Source organism: Kingella denitrificans ATCC 33394 (assembly GCF_000190695.1).
Lineage (GTDB): Bacteria > Pseudomonadota > Gammaproteobacteria > Burkholderiales > Neisseriaceae > Kingella_A > Kingella_A denitrificans.
The window spans coordinates 285,798-302,317 of record NZ_GL870929.1 but is presented as its reverse complement, the minus strand read 5'-3'; the positions used below and the strand labels follow the sequence as shown (position 1 = coordinate 302,317).

The 16,520-nt window shown below is 58.2% G+C and carries 17 protein-coding genes; 16 read left to right on the top strand and 1 reads right to left on the bottom strand.

What is annotated here, in order from left to right; all coding sequences use genetic code 11:
• Positions 1-6: 6 nt before the first annotated feature.
• The 5 genes from HMPREF9098_RS01465 to HMPREF9098_RS01445 all read left to right on the top strand — a co-directional run bounded on the left by HMPREF9098_RS01465 (position 7) and on the right by HMPREF9098_RS01445 (position 3,649).
• Entirely contained in the window at positions 7-732 is a 726-nt protein-coding gene (locus HMPREF9098_RS01465) for a hypothetical protein (protein WP_003781269.1), read from the top strand.
• Between the two features lie 48 nt (positions 733-780).
• Positions 781-1,071 carry a hypothetical protein gene (locus HMPREF9098_RS12065; RefSeq protein ID WP_003781267.1) on the top strand — a complete coding sequence of 97 codons (291 nt, stop codon included), beginning with the start codon at positions 781-783 and terminating at the stop codon, positions 1,069-1,071.
• A 57-nt stretch (positions 1,072-1,128) separates the two neighbouring features.
• Entirely contained in the window at positions 1,129-1,380 is a 252-nt protein-coding gene (locus HMPREF9098_RS01455; RefSeq protein ID WP_147285406.1) for a hypothetical protein, read from the top strand.
• 259 nt (positions 1,381-1,639) lie between these two features.
• A complete protein-coding gene (locus HMPREF9098_RS12170) occupies positions 1,640-2,107 on the top strand; it encodes a hypothetical protein (RefSeq protein WP_003781259.1) in 468 nt (155 codons plus the stop codon).
• A 111-nt stretch (positions 2,108-2,218) separates the two neighbouring features.
• Positions 2,219-3,649, top strand: a complete 1,431-nt coding sequence (locus HMPREF9098_RS01445) for a DHA2 family efflux MFS transporter permease subunit (protein WP_003781256.1) — start codon at positions 2,219-2,221, stop codon at positions 3,647-3,649.
• Positions 3,650-3,780: 131 nt separating this feature from the next.
• Here HMPREF9098_RS01445 and pyrG read toward each other — a convergent pair whose 3' ends face one another.
• On the bottom strand, positions 3,781-5,406 hold the full coding sequence (gene pyrG, locus HMPREF9098_RS01440) for a CTP synthase (RefSeq protein ID WP_040564156.1): 1,626 nt from the start codon (positions 5,404-5,406) through the stop codon (positions 3,781-3,783).
• A gap of 172 nt (positions 5,407-5,578) precedes the next feature.
• Here pyrG and HMPREF9098_RS01435 point away from each other — a divergent pair, with 172 nt between their 5' ends.
• The 11 genes from HMPREF9098_RS01435 to yccS all read left to right on the top strand — a co-directional run bounded on the left by HMPREF9098_RS01435 (position 5,579) and on the right by yccS (position 16,323).
• Entirely contained in the window at positions 5,579-6,484 is a 906-nt protein-coding gene (locus HMPREF9098_RS01435) for a LysO family transporter (RefSeq protein WP_003781252.1), read from the top strand.
• 84 nt (positions 6,485-6,568) lie between these two features.
• Entirely contained in the window at positions 6,569-7,615 is a 1,047-nt protein-coding gene (locus HMPREF9098_RS01430; protein ID WP_003781250.1) for a lysozyme inhibitor LprI family protein, read from the top strand.
• 72 nt (positions 7,616-7,687) lie between these two features.
• Positions 7,688-8,473, top strand: a complete 786-nt coding sequence (trpC, locus tag HMPREF9098_RS01425; protein ID WP_003781247.1) for an indole-3-glycerol phosphate synthase TrpC — start codon at positions 7,688-7,690, stop codon at positions 8,471-8,473.
• Between the two features lie 8 nt (positions 8,474-8,481).
• A complete protein-coding gene (locus HMPREF9098_RS01420; RefSeq protein ID WP_003781245.1) occupies positions 8,482-9,000 on the top strand; it encodes a hypothetical protein in 519 nt (172 codons plus the stop codon).
• Positions 9,001-9,007: 7 nt separating this feature from the next.
• Positions 9,008-9,880 (top strand): lipid A biosynthesis lauroyl acyltransferase, encoded by an 873-nt coding sequence (locus HMPREF9098_RS01415; RefSeq protein ID WP_172460041.1) that lies wholly within the window; start codon positions 9,008-9,010, stop codon positions 9,878-9,880.
• Complete coding sequence (locus tag HMPREF9098_RS01410) at positions 9,873-10,562, top strand: winged helix-turn-helix domain-containing protein (RefSeq protein WP_003781242.1); 690 nt, start codon at positions 9,873-9,875, stop codon at positions 10,560-10,562. Before HMPREF9098_RS01415 ends, HMPREF9098_RS01410 begins: the two co-directional genes overlap by 8 nt.
• An 11-nt stretch (positions 10,563-10,573) precedes the next feature.
• Positions 10,574-11,914, top strand: coding sequence for a phosphate regulon sensor histidine kinase PhoR (phoR, locus tag HMPREF9098_RS01405; protein WP_003781240.1), 1,341 nt, complete (start codon positions 10,574-10,576; stop codon positions 11,912-11,914).
• On the top strand, positions 11,911-12,810 hold the full coding sequence (gene gluQRS, locus HMPREF9098_RS01400; protein WP_003781238.1) for a tRNA glutamyl-Q(34) synthetase GluQRS: 900 nt from the start codon (positions 11,911-11,913) through the stop codon (positions 12,808-12,810). The genes phoR and gluQRS overlap by 4 nt, the downstream gene beginning before the upstream one ends.
• Before the next feature lie 18 nt (positions 12,811-12,828).
• Positions 12,829-13,365 (top strand): NUDIX hydrolase, encoded by a 537-nt coding sequence (locus tag HMPREF9098_RS01395; protein ID WP_003781236.1) that lies wholly within the window; start codon positions 12,829-12,831, stop codon positions 13,363-13,365.
• Complete coding sequence (gene gloB / locus HMPREF9098_RS01390; RefSeq protein WP_003781234.1) at positions 13,362-14,126, top strand: hydroxyacylglutathione hydrolase; 765 nt, start codon at positions 13,362-13,364, stop codon at positions 14,124-14,126. Before HMPREF9098_RS01395 ends, gloB begins: the two co-directional genes overlap by 4 nt.
• Positions 14,127-14,148: 22 nt before the next feature.
• Positions 14,149-16,323, top strand: coding sequence for a YccS family putative transporter (yccS, locus tag HMPREF9098_RS01385; protein WP_040564155.1), 2,175 nt, complete (start codon positions 14,149-14,151; stop codon positions 16,321-16,323).
• Positions 16,324-16,520: the final 197 nt, after the last annotated feature.

Genomic DNA, 16,520 nt, shown 5'->3' with positions numbered 1-16,520 from the left:
AAAATCATGAAACCCAAACGCCCGCCGCGCCTCTCCCCGCAAGTGCAGAAAGCAGCCCGCACCAAACGCATCCCGAAGCTCAATCCCGCCTATTACGGCAACATTGCCTGCCTGATCCGCCTTTACCTGCGGATTTGCCGCAATCCCTACCTGCATCTGCCGCGCGTGCGCGCCAACCGCGCAGCGTGGGGTTTTGTGGAGCGGTGGCGCGGCCATTTCTATTTGGATTTGGGGCTGGATTTGCCCGTAGGCCAAAGCGAATGGTACTGCGTGTTCCGCGCCTGCCTCCTGCCCGGCAGCCTGCAACAGGGCGATGAAGAGGCCGAAGAACATTTTGACGACATCCTGAAAGCCATGTCGATGATGTTTTACCTGCCCGCATACGCGCTGGCGCAACCGCAGTCCACCGTGTGCAACAAAACCGTGCTGCTGCCCAAAGCCGCCCGCCCGCCGCAAAACGACAAACAACGCACCGAACTGCTGCAAAAACTGTTTTTCAACAGCCATATCGCCGATGCGTGCCGCAGGCTGGTGCAGGACGGCGGCATCCTGTATTTCGTACTGGACAGGGGCAACCCTACCAAACGCCGCCCCCTGCGCGCGCTGATAGACGAAACCGCCATACAGCTCTGCGCCGAAGAAACGGAACGGCAAAACGCGCAGGCCGTGCTGGCGTTTTACCGCGAAACGGCGGATTTCCTGCAATCGGGCCTGCCGCAAAAAACGGCATAAAAAAGCCGCCCGATGTTTTCAGGCAGCCTACACGGTACGGGGTAAAAAATGCACGACCTGTTTTATTGCAAACTTGCGGGCGACGATGCCGAACGCTGCCTTGCCCTTGCCGCCGCGCTCCAGAATGCGCCTGAATTTGTGCTGCAGGAACAAGTTTTCGCGCCCGAAGCCGATATTTTCTGCTTTGTGTTCCTGCCCGTACAAAAATCCTTCCGCTTCAAATGCGATTTTGTTTATGGACAGGACATCAGCAGCAGTGAAAACTGGACGGCGGATGAGGCGGCAAAGCTGCAAAATGCCGTGAATCAAATTGCAGGCCGGCTGTTCCAAACGAAATGAAAACGGAATACGGCAATATCCGAAAAGCAGCCTGCACCCACCCAACTGGCCAAAACCGTGCAATCCCTAAACCTAAATTCGGCGCATGAAATGCCTGCGGTGGCGCACGCGCCGAGATTTGGCGCACATTCGGAAGCCGTGTACAATGACAAAATTGAAATCTGGCATTTTGCCGATGTGCAGGCTGCTTGTAACCTCCCTCACCGCAGCAAAAGGCTGTATGATGGCGACAGCGATGGCAAAAGCGAAGCCTATCTGGTCGAGCTTTCCGTGAAACTCCCGTCGCCCGACATTGCCATCGTAGAATAAACCCGCGCAACCTCGTTCCAGCGCAAAGGCCGCCGCGTAGAAATCACTATCAAACGATACGTCCCTTAAACCTACCGGCCATCGGGCATGTTCAGCTTCCAACAAACCGCGCCCTGCTGCGCGAAGATTACCGCAAATCGGCCGGCTTCCTGTGTAAGGCAAACCCATGCCCCAACGGAAGCGAAGCTGATGCGCAATGCGGCGTTTGCCGTGCAACCCCTGCCGTTCATAAGCGGCATTCCAACTTAAAGGAAACGTAATGAAAAAAAACCTGTTACTGCTCGCATTGGCCGTATTGGCACCCGCGGCATTCGCCAAAGACCCGAGCTTTGCCGATTTACAATCGCTGGAAAGCATTGACGGCTATTCGCTGTACGGCACACCTGCCGAAGATGCCGACCAAGCCTATATCTTCATCGATGGCGGCGCGCGCGAAGGAAAAATCGCGTCCATTCATGTGGTCAGCGTATTCCGAGGTGCGCCAGGATTTGCCGTGGTTCCGGGCAAAACATTGGCCGAATATCTGCGCAACGGCGATCGTTCCACCAAGTTCTATACCGTGCAATGCGCCAACAAAACCGTACGCGAAGCCAATCCGCAAGCCAATACCCAAGGCACGCCCGTGCCGTTCAACCGTCTGCGCGGCGTGTCCAAAGTGGCGGCTAACGTGGTGTGCAATGTGGAAGCAAGCGGCAAGGCAGCCAGCCAACGCCGCAACGGCAATTAAACCCGCCCGCCTTATCCTTTTGAATTAAACGTGCAGGCTGCTTTTGAGTTTGACCTAAAAGCAGCCTGCACGTTATAATATTACGTATATTATTGTTTTATCGTAATAATTATGCATAGCACATCTACCGAACCCACCGACACCCAACACGAATATTTCTCCGACAACCCGCAATTCCCCGCCAAAACCATTATTGCCACCCTGTTTATCGGCGCGTTTTTCGGCTATTTGAACGACACGCTGCTCAATGTCGCGCTCACGCCCATCATGAAGGATTTCGGTGTGGACAAAACCACCGTGCAGTGGCTGACCACGGGCTTTTTGCTGGTGATGGGCGCGTTCACCCCCATCACCGCCAACCTGATTCAATGGCTGCCCACCAAAAAAATGCTGCTGCTCACGCAGGCCACCTTCCTGCTGGGCTCGTTGATTTGCGCGTTTGCGCCCATGTTTACGCTGCTGATTGCGGGGCGCATGGTGCAGGCGGTTTCGGCCGCGTTCTTCGTCCCCCTGCTGTTCAACGGCGTTATGGCGATTTACCCGCCGCAAAAACGCGGCACGGCCATGGGCGTGATTACCATAATGTTTACCGTCGCCCCTGCGCTGGGGCCCACGCTGTCGGGCATCATCATTGACCACACCCACTGGCGTTTCCTGTTCGGCCTCACCATTCCATTCATGCTAGCCGCCATGCTGCTGGTGATGAAATTCTTAAATGTGAACCTAACCACCGTCACGCGCCCGAAAATCGATATTTTGTCGGCCGTATTGTCCGTGCTCGGACTGGGCATGCTGGTGTATGCGTGCAGCAATTTCGCCACGATGCCGCTGCCTGCATTCGCCGCCCTGCTTGCCGCATCGCTGGGGCTGACCGCTTGGTTTGTCCGCCGCCAATTCCGCATCGCCACGCCGCTTTTGAACCTGCGCGCGTTCCAATACGCCCAATTCCGTTACAGCGTGATGATTCTGTCCGCCGCCTCGTTCCTGTTTTTGGGCTTGGAACTGCTCATGCCCATGTACACCCAGCAGGTTCTGCTGCTCACCGGCACGGTCACGGGGCTGATTCTGATGCCGGCCAGCATTGCCCAAGCCATTGCTGCGCCGCTTTTCGGCAGGCTGCTGGATAAAAAAGGCGGGCGTTTTGTCGTGCTGCCGGCTTCGTGCCTTATGGTGGGCGCGCTGGCTATTTTGTGGGCATTCTTGCGAACGGATACGCAGACCGTCGTGTTATCGGCCATGTTCGCTTTGATGGCGGTGTCCGTCTCCGCCGCGATTACCGGAGAAACGCACGGACTGAACGCGCTGCCCAAACGTCTGAATGCGCACGGTGCCGCCATCATCACCACGCTGAACCCGATTGCGGGCGCGGTGGGCGCGGCGTTTTTTGTCGGCACCACCCAAATCGGCGAAAAATTATCCTCCGCCGCCACGCCGCAGCAGGCGATGCTGGACGGCATCCATCTGGCGATGGGCAGCGCACTGCTGCTGGGCGGGCTGATGGTGTTTTTTGCCACAAAGCTGCGCGCGCATTCGGCAGAATGATAAAAGCAGCCTGCACGCGGTTGGCAAATGTGCAGGCTGTTTTTTATTCTTATAAATCAAATGGATTATCCCAGAACCAAAGCAGCCTGCACTCTAAAAACAAAGTGCAGGCTGCTTTTTCAATATCCGAATTACTGTTTATGCGCCAGCGCCGCTTTCACAAACGCTTCAAACAATTTATGCCCTCTGCGCGGATTGGACGTGAATTCCGGATGGAACTGGCAGGCGAAGAACCACGGATGGTTCGGGATTTCAATCGTTTCCACCAGCCGCTCGCGTCCTGACGACACGCCACCGATGACTAGGCCGGCCGCTTCAAGCTGCGGCACATAATGGTTGTTCACTTCGTAACGGTGGCGGTGGCGTTCGCGGATTTGCGTTGCGCCGTAGATTTTGGCGGCGAGGCTGCCGGGTTTCAACGCCACTTCCTGCGCGCCCAGCCGCATGGTGCCGCCCAAATCGGCATTTTCGTCGCGCGTTTCCACGCTGCCGTCTTCCGTCTGCCATTCGTCAATCAGGGCGACCACGGGGTGCGGCGATTTCAAATCGAACTCGGTGGAATTCGCGCCTTCCAGCCCGGCCACATGGCGCGCGTATTCAATCAGCGCAATCTGCATGCCCAGGCAAATGCCCAAATAGGGAATGCCGTTTTCGCGGGCAAACTGCGCCGCCTTGATTTTGCCTTCCACGCCGCGCGAACCGAAGCCGCCGGGCACCAGCACCGCGTCAAAGTCTTTCAGGCAGCCTGCACCGTCTTTTTCAATGTTTTCGCTGTCGATATAGGTAATCTGCACATCGGTCTGCGTGTGGATGCCCGCGTGTTTCAGCGCTTCGGTGAGCGATTTGTAAGACTCGGTCAAATCGACATATTTGCCCACCATCGCAATTCTGGCGACGTGTTTGGGGTTTTGAATCGCGTGGACGATTTTTTTCCACTCGGTTAAGTCGGCCTGCTTCACGTTCAGTTGCAGCTGCTCGCAGATAATCGTGTCGATGCCTTGGTTGTGCAGCATTTCGGGGCATTCGTAAATGCTGTCCACATCATAGCTGCCCACGATGGCGCGCTCTTCCACGTTGCAGAACAGGGCGATTTTGCGGCGTTCGTCCTCCGGCAGGATGCGGTCCATGCGGCAAATCAAAATATCGGGCTGCAGGCCGATGCTCAGCATTTCCTTCACGGTGTGCTGCGTGGGCTTGGTTTTGATTTCGCCCGCCGCGGCAATGTAGGGCACATAGCTCAAATGGGCGAACAGGGTGTTGGTGCGGCCGAGCTGGCTACGCATTTGGCGGATGGCTTCCAGAAACGGCAGCGATTCGATGTCGCCCACCGTGCCGCCGATTTCCACAATCGCCACGTCGTAACCCGCCGCGCCTTCGTGAATGCGGCGTTTGATTTCGTCGGTGATGTGCGGAATCACCTGCACCGTGCCGCCCAGATAGTCGCCGCGGCGCTCTTTGGCAATCACGTTTTCATATACCTGCCCCGCGCTGAAACTGTTTTTGCGCGTCATAGTGGCGTTAATGAAGCGTTCGTAGTGGCCCAAATCCAAATCGGTTTCCGCGCCGTCGTCGGTCACAAACACTTCGCCGTGCTGGAACGGGCTCATCGTGCCGGGGTCCACGTTGATATACGGGTCGAGTTTGAGCATGGTCACGTTCAGACCGCGCGATTCGAGGATGGCGGCAATGGAAGCGGCGGCAATGCCTTTACCAAGTGAGGAGACAACGCCGCCGGTTACGAAAATAAATTTTGTCATGATCATTTACCTGAAATGGAATGCGTGATTTTAACGCAATTTGCGGCAAATGCAAACCTGTGTAAACCGACAAAAGCAGCCTGCACCCTTTGCGCCGGTGCAGGCTGCTTGAAACCAAGCGCCGCCGTATGGCAGAATCGGGGTTTTACCCTTTGCCTTGCGTGCATTGACTATGGAAAACCTGCTCTCCGTCGCCATGATTTTATCGCCCATGCTGCTGGGCTTTGCCATACGCCTGCCCAAAACCGCCCTGCGCCTGCTGGATAAGGCGCTGGACGGCTTGGTGTATGCCATTTTGTGGCTCATCGGCATTGGGCTGTCGCAAGTGGACAACCTGGTTGGGCAACTGGACGATATCCTGTTCTACAGCCTGCTGCTGTTCGCGCTGACCATGGCCTGCAACCTTGCAGTATTGATGCTGTTCGACCGCAGGCTGCCTTTTCCGTTGGCACTGCCAAAAGCAGCCTGCACCACTTCGGGCACAAGCGGCAGCTTCAAGCAGTTGCTGATTGTGGCGGCGGGCATTGCATACGGCATTGCGCTGCCCAAACATTATTTGCCGCCCACGCAATGGAGCACATACGTGCTGATGCTGCTCATGCTGGTGGTGGGTCTGCAAGTGCGCAGCAACGGCATTACCCTGCGCCAAATCCTGCTCAATCCGCGCGGCATCCAGATTGCCGTCCTGTTCATCCTGTCCTGTCTGTGTGCAGGCTGCTTTTTCGCCCTGCTGCTGCCTGACGTTTCCTTAATGCAAGGCATGGCCATGGCATCGGGCTACGGCTGGTATTCGCTCTCCGGCATCGTCATGACGCAGGCCTATGGCGCCACTTGGGGCAGTATCGCCCTGCTGAACGATTTGTGCCGCGAATTTTTCGCCCTCGTAACCATTCCGCTGCTCATGCGCCGCTCGCCCAGTGCCGCCGTGGGTGCGGGCGGGGCAACCAGCATGGATTTCACCCTGCCCGTGCTCCAACATTCGGGCGGTATACGCATCGTCCCGATTGCCATCAGCTTCGGCTTCATCACCAATATCGCCTCGCCGCTGCTCATGGTGTTTTTCTCGTCTTGGCGATAACGCCGGCGCAGAAATTCGGCTATACCCGCGCCCGAGTTTTTGCTATGATAAGCACTCTTTGACTGTTCCCAAAACACCTTAAATATGAAAAAAACTCTTGTTTCTTTGGCCGTTATCAGCAGCTTCGCGCTGGCCGCCTGCTCGCATTCCGACAAAAACGACAACGCAGCCGCCTCTGCCGCTTCCGCAGCCAATGCCGCTGCGTGCCAAAACCCGGCCTACACCACCGCCATACAAACCCAATTCAAACAAGCGCTTGCCACGGCACAGCAACAAGCCTTGAGAAGCGGCAACGGCGAATACATCGACGCGCAGAAACTGGCGGATTTGGACAAACAAATCGGCATCAGCCTGACCGAATCGGGCGCAACATCTTCCGGCTGCCAAGCCAAAATCAGCATCAGCATCCCCAAAACCCTGCTGGAGCAGGCCGAACATTACGCACCGCTGCTGCAAAGCGGCAAACCGGCCGACAGCATTGCCCAAAAACTGGTCGGCAGCAATATCCAGTTTAACGGCGAAACGCTGACCATACCGTTCAACTTCACGGCCAACGGCGACAATATCAGCGGCAACAGCCAAACCTTGTCCCAAGTGGCGCAGATTCTGACTGACGTGCTGCTGCCGGCTTTCGTGAAAGGCAAATTGGAGATTGACGGCAAAACCTTGTCGCGCGACCAAGCACTGAAACTGGTGCTGAATCCGCCCAAACCCGAGGCCGCGTCCGAACCTGCGACAAAGGCAGAGCCGGTCGAAGTGCCCACCATCAGCGAAAACACAGACGAAAACAGCAGCGACAGCGACACACCGCCTGCCGCGCCGCAAAAACTCACACCGCCCGACAACAGCAACAGTAAATCGCGCATCAGCCGCCAAGATTTGAACGCTGCGATTGACGCGCACAATCAGGCGAACGATTCAATCCGCAGCGCATGGCGCAACATCGACCCGACCATCCAGCAAGACTTGGTGGACGAGCAGCGCGACTGGGAACGCCGCAAAGCCACATCGTGCGGCAACGCGGCCGCCAAAGGTAATTCTGCGGTGGAAAGCCAATATCTGCGGATGCAGTGCGACACACGCCTGACACGCGAGCGCGTACAGTATCTGAAAGGTTTCAGTATCGAGTAATTTGTTGTTTTTATTGGGTGCAGGCTGCTTTCGTGAATTCAAAAAGCAGCCTGCACATTTAGAAAGCCCGCCATGACCGACATCCTCCGGAAAATCCTTGCCACCAAGCGCGAAGAAATCGCCGCGCAAAAAGCCGCCGTGGATTTGGCGCACATGCAGAAGCTGGCGCGACAAGCCCCTGCCGTGCGCGATTTCGTTGCCGCGCTGCGCCGCAAGCATGTGCAAAACCAGCCGGCCATCATTGCCGAAATCAAAAAAGCCAGCCCTTCCAAAGGCCTGATTCGCGCAGATTTCCAGCCCGCCGCCCATGCTGTTGCCTATGAAAACGCCGGTGCGGCCTGCCTGTCCGTGCTGACGGACGAACCTTATTTCCAAGGCTCGCCCGATTATCTGCGCCAAGCGCGGGAAGCCGTGTCGCTGCCCGTGTTGCGCAAAGATTTCATGCTGGACGAATACCAAATCTATCAGGCGCGCGCCTGGGGTGCGGATGCGATTTTGCTGATTGCCGCCGCGCTGGACGATGCAGAATTGCGCCATTTGGAACAGGTGGCGCACGATTTGGGCATGGCGGTTCTGCTGGAACTGCACGATGAAGCCGAAGCCGAACGCTGCGCGCCGCTCGCCACGCCTTTGCGCGGCGTGAACAACCGCAACTTGCGCACGTTCGAAGTGGATTTGCAGCAAACCATCCGCCTGCTGCCGTATTTGTCGGACGATGCGCTGGTGATTACCGAAAGCGGCATTACCGGCAAAGACGACATCCGCTTCATGCAGCAGCACGGTGTGAACAGCTTTTTGATTGGCGAGACGTTTATGCGCGCGCCCGATATTGAAGCCGCCGTCCGCCAACTGTTCTGACATTGACCATGAACGATATTTACCATCTCTGCCGCCGGGTAAGTGCAGGCTGCTTTGTCCTGCTTCTGGCGGCTTGTTCGCCCTCTTCCGATTCTGACCGGGCCTCCCAACCGGCGCAGGCTTCCACACCTGCCGCCAGCGCCGCCGCCAACCGCATTGCCGCCGAAGTGCTCAATGCCGCCAGCCAGGCCGATATTCTGCACACCAGCGCGTCCGAAGCCGCATCGCCCGACCCGCTGCCCGCACCCGGCAATGCATTCCCGCACACGCACACCGTGCCCATGCCGCTGGATACGCCTTTGAGCGCGTCCGAAATCGCCAAACTGCCGCCGCTGCCGGCCGAATGCGAACGGTATTACCGCCGCGTGGATGCCTGCTTCGCGCAGCAAGGCGAAGATGCCGAAGAGCTGCGCCGTCAAAATCAGGACGCGCGTCTGGAAGCCCTGCGCCAGCAGCCCGACCAAGCAGCCTGCATCGCCCTCAACCAAAGTTTCGACCAGTTGGCACCCCATCTTTCCTGCCAATAACCTTATGATGAAATTCGCTTTTTTGATTCTCCGCCTATTGGCCTGCCTGCCGCACGGCGTTATCCGCTTTTTGGCGCGCATACTCGGCTGGTTGTGCTATTGGCTGGTGGCGCCGCGCCGCAAAATCGGCCTGCGCAACCTGCAACTGTGCTTTCCGGAGCTGACGGAAGCACAACGGCGCCGCATCCTGCACGAACATTTCTACCACATGTGCCTGCTGGTGCTGGAATACGGCCATTATTGGTATGGCAGCGCAAGCAGCCTGCACCGCCGCGTCCGCTATCAGGACAAGCATATTTTGGACGATGCGTTGGCCCGCGGCGACAAAGTCATTCTGCTGTATCCGCATTTCACCGCATTTGAAGCGGCGGTGTATGCGCTCAATCAGGACGTGCCGCTCATCAGCGTGTATTCGCGGCAGAAAAATGCGGCATTGGACGCGCAGGTGCTGCACGGGCGGCATCGTTACAACAACGTGTTCCTGGTGATGCGCACCGAAGGTTTGCGGGCGATTATCAAACAAATCCGCCATCAGCCCGCCCCGTTCCTGTATCTGCCCGACCAAGATTTCGGCGCGAAAGATTCGATTTTCGCCGACTTTATGGGCGTGCCGGCAGCCACGATTACGGGCTTGTCGCGCATTGCCAAAATGACGGGCGCCAAAGTCATCCCCGCCATTCCCACGCGCCAGAAAGACGGCAGCGTGGTGCTGCGGTTTTATCCCGAATGGCAACATTTCCCCAGCGATGATGCGGCAGCCGATACCCAGCGCATGAACGATTTTATTGCCGAACGCGTCCGCGAGCAGCCTGCACAATATTATTGGCTGCACAAGCGCTTCAAAACGCGGCCGGAAGGAGAACCGCCGGTTTATGGATAAAGCACGGATTTTGGTGGTGGAAGACGAACTGCCGATTCAAACGCTGATTGCATTCAACCTGCAAGAAGCCGGCTTTGACGTGTGCTGCGCGCAAAACGTGCAGGCTGCTTCCGACATCCTGCGCGCCCGCCTGCCCGATTTGATGGTGCTGGACTGGATGCTGCCCGATTGCGACGGCGTGTCGTGGATTGCCGAACTGCGCCGCCAAACCGCCACTGCCGCCCTGCCGATTATCCTGCTCACCGCACGCAGCGAAGATGCGGACAAAGAACTGGGCTTTGCACAGGGCGCGGACGATTACCTGACCAAGCCTTTTTCGCCGCGTGAACTGGTGGCGCGTATTCATGCGCGGTTGCGGCGTGCGCCGTCGGGCAATGCGTGGCGTTCGGCCGGCAGGCTGCAACTGAATCCGGAAACCCAGCGCGTCACGGCGGACGGGGCGAATATCGAATGCAGTAGCAGCGAATTTAAATTGCTGCACTTTTTGATGACGCACCCCGAACGCGTATTCAGCCGCCGCCAGCTGCTCGACCATGTGTGGGGAGAAGATGCGTGCGTTGAAGAGCGCACGGTGGACACGCAAATCGGGCGTTTGCGCCGCCTGCTGGAATCCGCAGGGCTTTCCGACTACATCCAAACCGTGCGCGGCAGCGGCTACCGTTTCTCCGCGCCCGCACCGTAACCGAGGTTGCCATGTCGCCGCTGTTCCTGCACATTTCGCTCTTCGGCCTGCTCCACATCCTGTTTTGCTGCGCGGCATACGCCTGGGGCGGCACGCAGGGCGCGTTGTATGCTTGGGCGCTGGGCTGCACTGTGTGGCTGCTGTGCCATTTTTACCGCATGGCGCAGTTCGGCAGGACGCTGGAACGCAACATCGACCAAGAGCAGCCTGCACCGCCGCCGTATGATTTGTGGGGGCGGCTGTTTTACCGCATTATCCAGCGCGAACGCCTGCACCACCGCAAACGCCGCCGCCTGCACCGCACCGTGCAGCGTTTTCAGTCCGCCGCAGAATCCATGCCCGAAGGCATCGTCCTGTTAAACAAAAACGGGAAAATCGACTGGTTCAACCATTTGGCGGCGCAACACTTTTCCTTTTCGCCCGAACACGTGCTGGGCAGCCCACTGCACAAACACATCCAACACCCCGACTGCCGCGCCTTTTTGCAGGCTGCTTCCGACGGTTCGCCGCAGGAAATGCGCTTTTCGCTGCGGCAGGACAACGGCCTGCTGCGCCACCTGCGCCTCATCCGCATCGGCTTCACGCGCAACACCGAACTCATCATCAGCGAAGACATCAGCCGCGCCGAGCAACTACAAGCCTCGCGCACGGCTTTTGTCGCCAATGTATCGCACGAACTGCGCACGCCGCTGACCGTGATTCACGGCTTTCTGGAAACGCTGGCCGAACACCCGAACTTGCCGCCCGAACAACAGCAGCAGTTCGTCCGCCTAATGCAGCACGACTGCGCGCGGATGCGCCATTTAGTGGACGATTTGATGACGCTGACCACATTGGAAGACCCGCAGCAGCAAAACGCGCCGAAAGCAGCCTGCAACTTGAGCCGCATGGCCGAACAAATCGTGCAGGACACGCGGCACTTGTCCGCCGGACGGCACACGGTGGCGGCGGATATCGCGCCCGATATTTGGGTGGCGGGGCGCGAAAGCGAGCTGTATCAGGCATTGTCCAATCTGGCGTTTAACGCGGTGCGCCACAATCCCGAGCCGTGCGCCGTCCACATCACCCTGCGGCAGGTGGACAATCCGAACCCCTACAAAATGCCGCTGGCCGAATTCAGCGTGCGTGACGAAGGCAAAGGCATTGCCACCGAACACCTGCCGTATCTGACCGACCGCTTTTACCGTGTCGATGCTGGCCGCAGCCGCGAAAACGGCGGCACAGGGTTGGGGCTGGCCATCGCCAAACACGCATTGGCCAACCATCAGGCCAGCCTGCACATTGAAAGCAGCCTGCACCGCGGCAGCCAATTTACCGCCCAAATCCCCACCATTGCCCCGGATTTGCCATGAATTATGTCGGACGTTTCGCCCCCAGCCCCACCGGCCTGCTGCACATCGGCTCCCTGCTCACCGCCGCCGCTTCGTATGCCGATGCGCGCGCCCACGGCGGCCGATGGCTGGTGCGCATGGAAGACCTCGACCCGCCGCGCGAAATGCCCGGGGCGGCCGGCCACATCCTGAACACATTGGAGCAGTTCGGTTTCGAATGGGACGGCGAAGTGGTGTACCAAAGCCGCCGCCACGCGCTGTATCGCGCCGCATTGGACGACTTGGTGGCGCGCGGATTGGCCTATCCCTGCACTTGCAGCCGCAAAGATTGGCACGCCGCCGCACGTTTAGGCGCAGACGGGTTTGTGTACGACGGAACATGCGCCCGCAAAAAGCAGCCTGCACTTTCGCCGTTTGCCGACCGCGCCGCATGGCGGATGCGCGTGCCCGATGAAACCGTTGCCTTCCACGACCGGATTGTGGGCACTTACGGGCAGAATCTGGCGCAGGACATCGGCGATTTCGTGCTATTGCGCGCCGATGGCTTTTGGGCCTACCAGCTTGCCGTGGTGGTGGACGACGGCGAACAAGGCATCACCCACATCGTGCGCGGGCAGGATTTACTGGTTTCCACGCCGCGCCAAATTTACCTGCAAAGCAGCCTGCACCTGCCCACGCCGCATTATGCCCACCTGCCCCTGCTCACCAACCGCCACGGGCAGAAATGGAGCAAGCAGACCCGTGCCGAACCGCTGGATATGCACCGCCGCGAAGCCCTGCTGCGCCAAGTGCTGCATTATCTGGGGCTGCCCGATGCGCCCGACGTGGACAAACCGCGCGACTTACTGGCATGGGCGGCGCAATACTGGCGGATTGACCGCGTGCCGCCCGAAGCCGTCTGCACCGAAACCGAATAACCCATCTGAGAAAACACTATGGAATTGACCGAAACCCTCATCAGCACCACCCCCATCGAACACAACAGCTTCCTGCGCATCGACCGCGACCAAATCCGCCTGCCCAACGGCAACGAACACGCGCGCATCGTAGTGCGCCACCCCGGTGCAGCCTGCATTTTGGCCGTGACCGACGACGACAAAGTCGTGCTGGTACGCCAATGGCGCCACGCCGCAGGACGCGCGCTGCTGGAAATCCCCGCCGGCAAACTGGACGCGGGCGAAGACCCTGCGCAATGCGCCCTGCGCGAACTGGGCGAAGAAACGCCTTACACCGCCGAATGCATGGAAAAAATCTTCGCGTTTTATTCAGCGCCCGGCTTCTGCGATGAAATCCTCCACCTGTACCGCGCCGTGAACATCACGCCCACAAGCAGCCTGCACCCCGACCAAGACGAATTTGTCGAAACCGAACTTTGGACGCGCGACCAAGTCCGCCAAGCCATCCAATCGGGCGACATTTGCGATGCCAAAACCCTGCTGGCGCTGCAATATTGGCTGATGGAGTCCGTATGAACACGCTGGATATCACCGCCATCCCCGCGCTGAGCGACAATTACGTCTGGCTGGTGCGGCACGGCCGACACGCATTGCTCATCGACCCGGGCGAAGCAGAACCCGTGCTGGACTATCTGCGCGCGCACCACCTTTCGCCCACGCAGATTTGGGTAACCCACCAGCACGGTGACCACATCGGCGGCATTGCCGAACTCCAACGGCATTATCCGGACTGCCGCGTGTTTGGTGCGGACAACATCGCCCTTGCCAATGAGATCGTACAAGACGGCAGCCCGATGGATTGGCAGGGCTTCCGCGCCGAAGCCTGGCACACGGCGGGGCACACGGCCGAACACCTCTGCTATCTGCTGCACGACGGCCGCCGCAGCCATTTCTTTTGCGGCGACACGCTGTTTTCCGCAGGCTGCGGCCGCATTTTCCCGCACAGCCGCGCCGAATGGCTGTTTCAAAGTTTTCAGCGCATCCAAACGCTGGCGGACGACACGCTGCTTTATCCGGCGCACGAATACACTGCCGCCAACCTGCATTTCGCGCAATACATTGAGCCGGACAATCCCGATATTGCCGCCGCAGCCGAAAAAGCAGCCTGCACCCCCACCCTGCCCGTTTCTTTGGCACACGAAAAACGCATCAACCCGTTTTTGCGCGCACACCTGCCCCAAGTCCGCCAACGCGCCGAAGCCCTGTGCGGCCGCGCATTGACGAGCGATGAAGCCGTGTTCGTTGCCCTGCGCGAATTGAAAAACACCTTTGCCTGACACACCAAAAGCAGCCTGCACCATGAAAACGCCGCCGATTAACACCAAATTCATCAACAGCCTTCCCGTTTTGCTCAGCAGCAGCATTGCCTGCATCATTGTGTATGCCTACCACTGGAGCACGTATTTTTCGCCGCTATTTCTGGGCATTATCGCCGGCGGCCTGGTGGATTTGGACAACGGGCTGACCGGCAAACTCAAAAACCTCTGCTTCACCATTATCGCCTTCACCATCTCCTCGCTGTCGGTCCAGCTCACCTTCCAGCACCCGATCGGGATAACGCTCACCTTCACGCTGCTCGCCTTCGTGTTTACCTTTTTGGGCGCCGCCGGAACGCGCTTTCGCACCATCGCCTTCGGCACACTCGCCGTTGCCGTCTATACCACGCTCACGCACGACCCGAAGGCGCCGCTGTATATGAACAGCCTGCTGATTCTGTGCGGCACGCTGTTGTATAGCGGCGCCGCACTGCTCACCCACATCCTCTTTCCGCACCGCCCCGTGCAAGACAGCATGGCCAATTCCTACACCGCGCTGGCCGCCTATCTGGAAGCCAAAGCCGAATTTTTCGACCCCGACGAAGTCGAACATCTGGAAGAGCGGCAAATCGCGCTGGCCATGAGCAACACACGCGTCATCGAAGCATTCAACCACACCCGTAGCGCCCTGTTTTACCGGATGCGCGGCCAGCACCGTCATCCGCGCACCGCCAAAATGCTGCGTTATTATTTCACCGCACAAGACATTCACGAACGCATCAGTTCCAGCCACGTGCATTACCAAGCCTTTGCCGAGCAGATGAAGCACAGCGACCTGATTTTCCGCCTGCGCCGCCTGCTGCGTCTGCAAGCCCGCGCCTGCCGCGAATTTGCAGAATGCCTGCGCAAAAATACCGAATACCGAATCCCGCCCAAGCTGGAACGCGCCACCCAAGCCGCCGACCAATCGCTCGCCTATTACGCGCAACACAGCAGCGAGCACAGCATCGCGCCCTACCGCATCCAGCGCCTGCTGGACAACATTACCCACGTCAGCATGCAGCTTGCGCACTTGGGCAACCCCACGCTGGAAAATTTGGAAAACAACGACAACACGCGCATCCAGTCGGCAGAAAGCGGCGGCTTCAAAGGCGCATGGCGCAGCATGAAAAGCCAAAGCAGCCTGCACTCCCCCGTGTTCCGCCACGCCGTGCGCATGGCGCTGATTGCCTCCAGCTGCTGCCTGCTGATTGAGCTCATCGCCAAAGAACACATTCAGGACAACGATTTAAGCTTGGGCTACTGGATTTTGCTCACCGCCGTCTTCGTTTGCCAGCCCAACTATTCCGCTACCAAAAAACGCCTGATTCAGCGCATTTTGGGCACTGTGGCCGGCGTGCTGGTCGGCTCCGCCCTGCCCACCTTCAACCTGAATCTGGAAACCAAACTGGCCATTGCCGCCGTCAGCGTTACCCTGTTTTTCCTGTTCCGCACCAACAAACACAGTTTTTCCACTTTTTTCATTACCATTCAGGCCATTATGGGCTTTTCCATCATGGGTATGGACGTGACCGGATTTTTCATTCCGCGCGTGCTGGATACGCTTTCCGGCTGCCTGATTGCAGGCTGCGCCGTGTATTTCCTGTGGCCGGACTGGAAATACCTGTCGCTGGACAAAACCGCAGCTGCCGCCATCAGCAGTAACGCGGGCTACCTGACCGCCGTGCTGCACGAACTGCACGACGGCATCAGCGACAACGTGCAATACCGCGTTGCGCGCCGCGTCAGCCACGACAAAGCCGCCGCCCTGTCCAGCACCTTGTCCGATATGTCGGGCGAGCCGGAAAAACACGGCAGCCGCCTGGCCGACGGCTTCCAGCTGCTGAAAATCAACTATTCCATCATCAGCTACATTTCCGCTCTGGGCGCATACCGCAACAAAATCCAACAGGACACGCCGCAGGCGCAAGAATTTCTGGCGCAGTTTTACCCCGCCGCAGAGCAGGCTGCACGGATATTGCAGCACGTCGCCTCGTGGCAGGAAGAAGAATTCGAACGCGAATGGAAAGATTTGCAAAGCCGCTTGGAAAACCTGCGCCAAAAAGCAGACTGCGATACGCAAAGCCAAGTATTGTGGCAGCAGCTGGTGATGCTGGCGGATTTGCTGCAACCGTGTTACCAGGCCCTGCATCCGTCCACAGCCGAAGCAACGGCATGATGCGCCAAAACTTCCGAGCCCACTACTACGTTACCTGCGCAAAAGTAAGTCCGTTATGTCCCACACTGAATGCACAAAATGCGATACCAACCCGATAAAAGAAGAATAGGCTTCTATCACATTCAAAGCAGCCTGCACCTTATAAGAGTATGTGCAGGCTGCTTTCAGCTATAGGATACGTTATCAACATTAACGAT

Excerpts from the sequence above, each read along its gene's own strand:
- HMPREF9098_RS12170 (WP_003781259.1), top strand. The coding sequence starts at position 1,640 with ATGAAAAAAAACCTGTTACTGCTCGCATTGGCCGTATTGGCACCCGCG.
- HMPREF9098_RS01415 (WP_172460041.1), top strand. The coding sequence starts at position 9,008 with ATGAAATTCGCTTTTTTGATTCTCCGCCTATTGGCCTGCCTGCCGCAC.
- yccS (WP_040564155.1), top strand. The coding sequence starts at position 14,149 with ATGAAAACGCCGCCGATTAACACCAAATTCATCAACAGCCTTCCCGTT.
- HMPREF9098_RS01395 (WP_003781236.1), top strand. The coding sequence starts at position 12,829 with ATGGAATTGACCGAAACCCTCATCAGCACCACCCCCATCGAACACAAC.
- pyrG (WP_040564156.1), bottom strand. The coding sequence starts at position 5,406 with ATGACAAAATTTATTTTCGTAACCGGCGGCGTTGTCTCCTCACTTGGT.
- gloB (WP_003781234.1), top strand. The coding sequence starts at position 13,362 with ATGAACACGCTGGATATCACCGCCATCCCCGCGCTGAGCGACAATTAC.
- HMPREF9098_RS01430 (WP_003781250.1), top strand. The coding sequence starts at position 6,569 with ATGAAAAAAACTCTTGTTTCTTTGGCCGTTATCAGCAGCTTCGCGCTG.
- HMPREF9098_RS01445 (WP_003781256.1), top strand. The coding sequence starts at position 2,219 with ATGCATAGCACATCTACCGAACCCACCGACACCCAACACGAATATTTC.
- phoR (WP_003781240.1), top strand. The coding sequence starts at position 10,574 with ATGTCGCCGCTGTTCCTGCACATTTCGCTCTTCGGCCTGCTCCACATC.
- HMPREF9098_RS01420 (WP_003781245.1), top strand. The coding sequence starts at position 8,482 with ATGAACGATATTTACCATCTCTGCCGCCGGGTAAGTGCAGGCTGCTTT.
- HMPREF9098_RS01410 (WP_003781242.1), top strand. The coding sequence starts at position 9,873 with ATGGATAAAGCACGGATTTTGGTGGTGGAAGACGAACTGCCGATTCAA.
- HMPREF9098_RS01465 (WP_003781269.1), top strand. The coding sequence starts at position 7 with ATGAAACCCAAACGCCCGCCGCGCCTCTCCCCGCAAGTGCAGAAAGCA.
- trpC (WP_003781247.1), top strand. The coding sequence starts at position 7,688 with ATGACCGACATCCTCCGGAAAATCCTTGCCACCAAGCGCGAAGAAATC.
- HMPREF9098_RS01435 (WP_003781252.1), top strand. The coding sequence starts at position 5,579 with ATGGAAAACCTGCTCTCCGTCGCCATGATTTTATCGCCCATGCTGCTG.
- HMPREF9098_RS12065 (WP_003781267.1), top strand. The coding sequence starts at position 781 with ATGCACGACCTGTTTTATTGCAAACTTGCGGGCGACGATGCCGAACGC.
- gluQRS (WP_003781238.1), top strand. The coding sequence starts at position 11,911 with ATGAATTATGTCGGACGTTTCGCCCCCAGCCCCACCGGCCTGCTGCAC.